Origin of the sequence: Streptomyces sp. NPDC058470 (assembly GCF_042721055.1) — a bacterium.
Classification (GTDB): Bacteria; Actinomycetota; Actinomycetes; order Streptomycetales; family Streptomycetaceae; genus Streptomyces.
On the sequence record NZ_JBHXMF010000122.1, the window covers coordinates 1 to 7,726 of the forward strand.

Consider the following 7,726-nt stretch of genomic DNA (forward strand, 5'->3'; position numbering starts at 1 on the left):
TGATCAACGATCAAGAGCTCAACGTCTCACCGCCAACCATGCACGAGCTCGTTAGGCCGACTTATTGAGGGCGCCATAAGAAAATTCAGACGATTAGAGCCTGCACACTAATTGCGCATCTCCCACAGCGAATTGCCGAATACCTCCGTCGGCACGGGACCCGAAACAGGGTGTTGGGCGTCTGTCGCGGCCTGCTGTTCGGCCCCGGGCGGAGAAAGAGGCTCTCAACGGCCGCCGAGCTCACGGAGTGAAGATCGTCCACTGATCCGCAGGGCGGAGCCCCTTGGAGAAGTGGTGACCGCCTCCAGCCATGTCTGCGCAGCGACATCGACGGCATCGGGGAACGTGTCAGATTCACCGCGCGGGGAGCTTACGCAGCCCCGCGGCAGGCAGCCGCGTCGGCCGTCGGCAGCGCCCGTCGAACAGACCCAACACCCGGGGAGCGCCTCGGCTCTTCAGGCCCGCGGGAGCGCTCCGCAGTGGCAGGTGGCCGGGGTGGGTGCCAGGAGGTGATGGACGTAGGCGGGTGGCAGGTTGGAGAGGACGATCTCGCTGCCCACCACGTGCGGGGCGGTGGCCTCACGCAGTGCGTGCCGGGAGAGGGCCTGCCTGGGATGGACGCGCTGTATGGCGCCGCCTCCGATGTAGCTGAAGAAGGAGAGCCGGCCGCCGGGCCTGAGTGACGCCAGGAGTTGGCGGACGACGGTTTCGATCTGTGCGGGCGGGAGGTTGGCGAAGGGCAGTCCGCACACGATGTTGTCGTAGTGGCCGAGTTGCTGGTCCTGGATGAGGCCGTGGTGCAGGCGGGTGCGGTGGGCGATGGCGGCCAGTCGTGTGTCGTGCTGGAGGGCCGCGGCCAGGTGGTCGACGAACGGGCCGTTGGCCTCGACGAGTTCGAGTGTGTCGTGCGGGCCGAGGCGGGGCGCGAGGTGGCGGGTGACGGCTCCGGTTCCCGGTCCGACTTCCAGTACGGCGCGCGGCTGGTGTGGGCTGCCGGGTTGGATGTGACGGGTGAGAGCGCGGCACAGGGCGGCCCCGCTGGGCGTGATGGATCCCGTCATTTTCGCGGTTCGGGTGAACTGCCGGAGAAAGGCCAGGGCTTCTGCCCTTGCGGCCGATGCGGTGGGGGTCGTCACGTGGGCACCTTCGCCTTGCTGATGAACAGAGTGGATTGAAGCTGAGGAATGTTCGGTGGCAGCGCGCTGGTGACAAGCTCTTCAGCGCAGACCGCGGTACGAGCAAGACCGCTGAAAACAGAGGGGTTGGGGTTTCGTGCTCGTGGTCCGGCCCAAATGGCCCGCCATGGCATCGCGTCACCAGCGGTGTGCTCTGCGGGTGGACGCGCCGACGGTGCGCTCCGCGGGAAGATGCGCCGCGTGAGGAATGGGCAGCGGCGGGCGGGGCCAAGGTTGCTGAACTCAGCCGCAAGGCCGTCGGCTGTTTGTGCGTCGCAGGTGGGTGTGCAGGTGGTGCATGGCCGTCCCGGTCCAAGAGGTGACTCGGGAGGGCGGGTTGCCGGGACCGTCCGGTCGGTCGGTCGGTCGAGGGCGATCCCAGCAGCGGAGGATGTTCCCGGCAGGGAGGGGACTACTTGTTCTCGCCCGGCTTGCCGACATGCTCGCCGTCGCCCGGCGTGCCGTCCCCGGCCTTTGCCTGATCGGCCGGGGTTGCGGACGCGTCGGTGCCCGGACTGGCAGGGGCCGTCGCGACGGGCTCCTCGTTCCTGGTTTCGCCTCCCTTCGCCCCGCTCCCCGAAAGGTTGAGCTGGTAGGCGAAGAGAAGGGCGCTGACGGCGAGCGTGGCGGTGAGCCAAAGCGTGATGCGGCGCATGATTACTCCTGTGATGTGTGAGAAGTGCGATTGACGGGTGTTGCCGGGTTACCAGGCGAATTCCTCGGTGTGCAGACTGTCTCGATGCACACCGGCGGCCCTGGCTGCCTTGCGGACCGCTGAGAGCCAGGCAGGCGGACCGCAGACGTAGACATCGCGGTGGGCGACGTCCGAGACGAGTTCCTTGAGCACTTCGGCGTCATCGGCGTGGGTGTCGACGCCCGCCGGCAGCCACGAGTCGTCGGTGCGGCGGGGGCCGGGCATGAAGTGCAGTTCGACACCGCGCCGACCGGCGAGCTCCCGGAGTTCGTCGGCGAACACGGCATGTTCGGCTTCGGTGTAGCGGTAGAGGAGGACGGCTTCCCCAGGGGCGTAGGGGGTGTCCTCAAGCAGGGCGCGCATGGGGGTGACACCGATCCCGGCGGCGATCATGAGCATCCGGGGGTGGCTGCGCTGCCGTGCCGTGAGGGTGCCGTACGGGCCTTCGATCAGTACGCGGGTGCCGGGACTGAGCCGGGCTTGGCGCTCGCTTCCGTCTCCGGCGATCTTCACCGTGATCCTCAGACGGTCGGCCGTGGGTGCCGCGGAGAGGGTGTACGGATTGCCGCGGGACCAGCCCGGGCCGTCAAGGAAGCGCCAGATGAAGAACTGTCCGGACTCGGTGCGCAGCCTGTCCAGCCGGTGTCCGCGCATGGTGACGGAGAAGATCCCTGGCCCCTCGGGACGAACCTCTGCCACACGCAGGCGGTGATACAGGGATCGCCAGGCGGGCCAGCCCAGCCGGTAGAGGACGGTGACGCCGGCGGCGAACAGATACAGGGTCCACCAGTAGGCGCGGGCCCAGGACTCATGGAAGTCGGCTCCGTCCTCCAGCATGTGCGGGAAGGTGAAGGCGACACCCAGATAGGCGTACAGGTGCAGAAGGTGCCAGGACTCGTAGCGGAGCCTGCGGCGGGCAGCCCGGACCGAGGTGACGACCACCATGATCACGGCGATGGTGCCGATCGTGGCGAACAGCATCCACGGGTCGGTGACGAAGAGCTGCCACATTTCGTCCAGGGCGGCGGCCGGGTCTCGGGAGATGCGCTGCACGGCGAAGAGGACGACGTGCGCCGTCATCAGCCAGAACGAGGCGAAGCCGATCCAGCGGTGCCGCCTGGTGAGCAGGTCGTGGCCCCAGGACCGCTCGACCCAGGGGATCCGGGCCAGGAGCACGACCTGGAGCAGCATCAGATCGGCAGAGACCAGTCCGGTGAGCAGGCCGAGCGATCCGACGGCGGTGTCCACGGTGGTCAGGCTCAGCAGGCCCTGGTTGCGGATCCAGATGAATACGACGGCGACCACTGAGGCGATGGCGGCCGGGCCCAGCAGGTCGGCAAAGCCGAACCGGAGGGCGCCGCGGCGCGGCGCGGGCGACCTTCGGTGGCCGGCGGCCGCCGTGTCGGATGTGGTCATCAGTGGCTTCCCTCAGACAAGTGACGGGGCTGAGAGCACCCTGCTGGGCGCTTCGATGACCAGAGTGGAGGGCATTTTTGTGGCGCCTTTAAGAAGGCGCAGGCAGCGATGGGGGCTCACCCGTTCTTAATCTGTTTTGTGAATGATCGGGCATCCTGTTCGCGGGTGGTTCAGACGGGCCCGTCCTTTTCGTCCAGGTCCCGTGATCCGCAATCGCCCTACGGCTCGGGTGTCCGGCCCAGCACGGAAAGTGAGGGGCGATGTCAGTTTCCCGGCGAAAGCCGCTGGTGCTTGTCGTGGACGATGACCAGGGCGTCCGCCAGGCCCTGCGGCTGGGACTGTCCGTCGAGGGCTTCGACGTCCACGAGGCTGCGGACGGGGAGTCCGGCCTGGAGTCGATCACCACACAGCTGCCCTCGGTCGTCCTGCTGGATGTCGTCATGCCCGGCATCAGCGGCGTGGAGGCGGTACGTCGTATGCGACTGCAAGGTCGCACGATTCCGGTGTGCATGCTCTCCGCACGCGACGAGGTCGACGACCGGGTGGCAGGACTGGCGGCCGGCGCCGACGACTACGTGGTCAAGCCGTTCTCGGTCGCCGAGCTCGCCGCCCGGCTGCACGCCCTGGTCCGCCTGCACGAAAGCAGCCAACAGCGCCCTCTCCTGCTGGGGGACCTCACCATCGAGCCCGCCCGCCGGGAGGCGACCCGCGCCGGTCGTGAGCTGGGCCTCACCACACGTGAATTCGATCTTCTGGTGACGCTCGCCCAGCGTCCGGGGCAGGTCCTGAGCCGCGCCCAGCTGCTGGAGCAGGTGTGGGGATATACCTGGGACGTGGACACCAATGTGGTCGACGTCTTCATCGGCTATCTCCGCAGGAAACTCGAAGCGGGCGGCGAGAAGCGGATCCTGCAGACGGTGCGCGGCGTCGGATTCGCGCTGCGGACATGAGGCTCCCCCTGCCGCGCAGCCTGCGCTCACAGATCACCGCGAGTGTCGCTCTCCTGGTGGTGCTCGTGGTCGGCGTCGCCGGCCTCGTCATCGTGGACCGCATCGACCACCGTGACCGTACCGACGTCGACCGACAGCTCACCGCCCGTGCCGACAAGGTGCAGGGGGACGCCGACAAGCTGTTGTCGCAAGGAAACGGGGCGGACAGTCCCGGCAGTGACGACTACGGCGGCCTGCTGGTCGGCAGCCAGTCCCTGGTCCGGCTCGTCTCCGGGGACGAGATCATCACCCAGCGCGGTGATCAGCCCACGGCTGACATTCCCGTCCCCACATCGGACGGCCTGAGCACCGTCCGCGTCGGCGGCCAGTCCTGGCGGTCCTTCGTGCAACCCCTCAAGGACGACTCCGACGAACGCCTTCAAGTGCTCCAGGACCTCGGCCCCATCGAGCAGCGGCTGGCCGACAACACGCGCATCGTGGCCGGCGTCGCCGCACTGTCCATGTTGATCGCCGCGGGCGGCGTGTGGCTGATCACTCGGATGATCCTGCAGCCTCTGCAACGACTGCGCACCGGAGCGCATCGGATCCGTGCCGCCGACACCCATCAGCAACTCCCGACGGTCACCCGGCCGCAGGAGGTGGCGGACTTGTCCGCATCCCTCAATCGCATGCTGGCCCAGCTGCAGACGAGCATGCACGCCACCCGCCGTTTCACCGCTGACGCGGGACACGAACTGCGCACCCCGCTCACCACCATCGGCATGAACCTCGAAACCCTGCAGCGCAATCCCCATCTGCCCGCTGCCCACCGGCAGGAGGCCCTCGATGCCATGGTCATGGAGCATCGCCGGATCACGGTACTGCTGGAGGGGCTGCAGATTCTCGCCCGAGGTGATGCCGGTGCGCTGCCTCCGCGCGCCACGGTGGACCTGCCCGCACTGCTCGACGAGGCGGTACGTCACGCTCAGCACCGGCATCCGCTGACCACGTACAGCACGTCCATCGCCACCGGTGGCGTTCCACGCGTCCAGGGCTGGCCGGCCGGACTGCGCATGGCCGTGGACAACCTGCTCAACAATGCGGCCCTGCACGGGCGACAACCCCAGGGCCAGGTTCACGTGTCGCTGACGTGGGACTCCTCACAGGCCTTCATCTCCGTCATCGACGACGGGCCCGGCATTCCCTCGGACGAGCGCGAAGCCGTCAAGGAACGCTTCGCACGGGGCCGCAGGCCACGCAGCCACGGCTCCGGTCTCGGGCTGGCCCTCGTGCAACAACAAGCCGAGCTGCACGGCGGGGCGCTGACCCTGGGAGACGCCGATGGCGGAGGACTCCGGGCGACGCTGACCATCCAACTGCACCGGACCGCCGGTTCCCCCGCCCACAGCACTCCCCCGGCGCACTCCCGGCGGAGGTAGGTGCCTTTGGGTCATGCATCCAGAGGCGTGGGGCGGTCGCGGCACACTCATCACGTGGATTCGCCGGAGGGGGCCCCGGCGGGTTCTGTCTTTTTGAGCCGGACACCGTGGGGTGCTCCGTGTAGTTCCGCATAGACGCCTCGGTGGGCGAGGAGCTCGTGATGTGTTCCGGTTTCCACCACCTGACCGTTGTTGAGCACCACGATGCGGTCGGCCTGGGGAGCCAGTTGCAGGTCATGGGTGATCATGACGGTGGTGCGGCCGGACATCAGCTGGCGCAGCGGGCCGATCACACGACGGGCTGCCAGGGCGTCAAGTCCGGTGGTGGGCTCGTCGAGGATCAGTACGGGTGCGTCACGAAGCATCGCCCGGGCGATCGCGATGCGCTGCAGCTGACCGCCGGAGAGCTGGGCTGTGTGGGGATCGATGTGGGTGCCGTAGCCGTCCGGCAGCGCGATGACGAAGTCGTGGGCGGCAGCGGCGCGGGCCGCGTGCTCGACCTCCCGGTCGGTGGCACCGGGACGTCCGCAGGCGATGTTCTCGTGAATGGTCTCGTGCAGGATGAGGGTCTTCTGGGGCAGCAGAGTGACGTTCTCACGCAGGAACGACAGCCCAACGGTATTCAGGTCGACTCCGTCGAGATGGATGCTTCCGGCGGTGGGGTCGTAGAAGCGCAGGAGCAGTTTGGCGATGGTGGACTTTCCCGCGCCGCTGGGGCCGGTGACCACGATGAACTCACCGGGTCCGGCGGTGAGGGACACGTCGCTGAGAGCGGGCGCTTCCTGTCCGGGGTAGCTGAAGCCGACGCGGTCGAGCTGCACCATGCCGTGCACGCGCCACGGTGTGACGGCCTGGTGCTTCGGGGGGTCACTGACGGCGGGCTGTGTGTCGAGGATGTCCAGCAGTCGTTCGGCGCCGGCGGTGGCTGCGCTGATGGTCAGGCCCAGTTGGCCGAGGCTGCGCAGTGGGGGGTACAGGTAGCCCAGAAAGGCGGCGAAGGACAGGAGTTGGCCGAGGGTCATGCGGCCGTGGGAGATTTCCCAGGCGCCCAGCCCGATCACACCAAGGACGCACACCGTCTCAAGGACCTCGACGGCCTGCTCGTAGAGTTCGCTCATGCGGGCACCGGTCACCGAGGCCCGCATCCACGCACGAGCCTCACGGCGCAACCGCTTCTCCTCGGCGTTCTTCCGGTTGTAGGCCTGAGTGAGCACCACGTTGCCGAGCGCCTCCTCGACGACCGAGGTGATGGCTCCGTCGGCGACACGTTCCTCACGGGCAACGGCCTTGATGGGGGCGGAGAACTTCCGGGCCGTGAGCCACAGGACCGGTGCGAGCAGGAAAGTTGCCAGTGCCAGGTCCCAGCGCAGCCACAGGGCGGCGGCCGAGAACAGTACGACGTTGAAGACGGCTGAGACGATACCGACGACGCCGGAGACGACCATTTCCTCGATGGACTCGACGTCCCCTGTCAGCCGCTCCAGCAGGTCGCCCTGGCGGTGTCTCTGGAAGAAGTCGGGCGGCAGGTCCTGCACGTGCCCGAAGATGTGAGCCCGCAGACGCATGACGAAACGCTCCGCTGTCCAGACGGCCAGCGAGTTGCCGGCGTACCCGACGGCGGCACCGAGGACCGCGACAGCCAACCACTGGTCCGCCGGTGCCCAGAAGGCTTTCAGGGAGCCCTTCTGGAGCGCGTGGTCGGTGAGTTCGCCGAACAGCAGGATCGCGGCCGTCTCGCACAGTGCGGCGACGATGACACCGACACAGATCAGCACCAGCCAGCGCCGGTCGCCCCTTGTCAGGGGCCAGAAGCGGGCGAACGCCTGCCTCATGGTGAGCGTGGGGGGCCCGTCGGTCTCGGCGCCGTCGGCACTCCTCGCGGCGGCATGCGGTTGCAGTCCCACCAGCGTCTGAGTGCCGCGGCGGCGCAGAAGGCCGGGGCGGCGGTGACGTCCTCGTACGGGAGGTGCTTGCGGCAGGCGCAGTTGCATCGTCTGCTGTTCGTTGTATGAGGCCACTGCCACTCCTGGGTTGGCTTGGACATGCGGGAGGCGGGTCCGCGGCTCCATGCCG

At 68.0% G+C, this 7,726-nt stretch carries 6 protein-coding genes; 2 read left to right on the forward strand and 4 right to left on the reverse strand.

Going from position 1 to position 7,726, the window contains the following annotated elements:
• Positions 1 to 455 precede the first annotated feature (455 nt).
• From ACFWP7_RS42185 to ACFWP7_RS42195, 3 genes are all read right to left on the reverse strand, one after another.
• Positions 456 to 1,136: a class I SAM-dependent methyltransferase gene (locus tag ACFWP7_RS42185; protein WP_384393839.1), complete on the reverse strand. Its 681-nt coding sequence runs from the start codon at positions 1,134 to 1,136 to the stop codon at positions 456 to 458.
• Positions 1,137 to 1,587: 451 nt separating this feature from the next.
• Positions 1,588 to 1,830, reverse strand: a complete 243-nt coding sequence (locus ACFWP7_RS42190; RefSeq protein ID WP_384393843.1) for a hypothetical protein — start codon at positions 1,828 to 1,830, stop codon at positions 1,588 to 1,590.
• 48 nt (positions 1,831 to 1,878) lie between these two features.
• Complete coding sequence (locus ACFWP7_RS42195) at positions 1,879 to 3,285, reverse strand: ferric reductase-like transmembrane domain-containing protein (protein WP_384393846.1); 1,407 nt, start codon at positions 3,283 to 3,285, stop codon at positions 1,879 to 1,881.
• Between the two features lie 260 nt (positions 3,286 to 3,545).
• On the opposite strand from ACFWP7_RS42195, the gene ACFWP7_RS42200 reads away from it, so the two are divergent.
• Positions 3,546 to 4,235 (forward strand): response regulator transcription factor, encoded by a 690-nt coding sequence (locus ACFWP7_RS42200; protein ID WP_384393848.1) that lies wholly within the window; start codon positions 3,546 to 3,548, stop codon positions 4,233 to 4,235.
• The gene (locus ACFWP7_RS42205) at positions 4,232 to 5,653 is read left to right on the forward strand and encodes an ATP-binding protein (protein ID WP_384393851.1); all 1,422 of its coding nucleotides are present in this window, start codon (positions 4,232 to 4,234) and stop codon (positions 5,651 to 5,653) included. Before ACFWP7_RS42200 ends, ACFWP7_RS42205 begins: the two co-directional genes overlap by 4 nt.
• Positions 5,654 to 5,703: 50 nt before the next feature.
• On the opposite strand, the gene ACFWP7_RS42210 is transcribed toward ACFWP7_RS42205, so the two are convergent.
• The gene (locus tag ACFWP7_RS42210) at positions 5,704 to 7,485 is read right to left on the reverse strand and encodes an ABC transporter ATP-binding protein (protein ID WP_384393854.1); all 1,782 of its coding nucleotides are present in this window, start codon (positions 7,483 to 7,485) and stop codon (positions 5,704 to 5,706) included.
• Between the last annotated feature and the right edge of the window lie 241 nt (positions 7,486 to 7,726).

Coding starts and splice junctions, on each gene's coding strand:
- ACFWP7_RS42190 (WP_384393843.1), bottom strand. CDS start 1,830: ATGCGCCGCATCACGCTTTGGCTCACCGCCACGCTCGCCGTCAGCGCC.
- ACFWP7_RS42195 (WP_384393846.1), bottom strand. CDS start 3,285: ATGACCACATCCGACACGGCGGCCGCCGGCCACCGAAGGTCGCCCGCG.
- ACFWP7_RS42200 (WP_384393848.1), top strand. CDS start 3,546: ATGTCAGTTTCCCGGCGAAAGCCGCTGGTGCTTGTCGTGGACGATGAC.
- ACFWP7_RS42205 (WP_384393851.1), top strand. CDS start 4,232: ATGAGGCTCCCCCTGCCGCGCAGCCTGCGCTCACAGATCACCGCGAGT.
- ACFWP7_RS42210 (WP_384393854.1), bottom strand. CDS start 7,485: ATGAGGCAGGCGTTCGCCCGCTTCTGGCCCCTGACAAGGGGCGACCGG.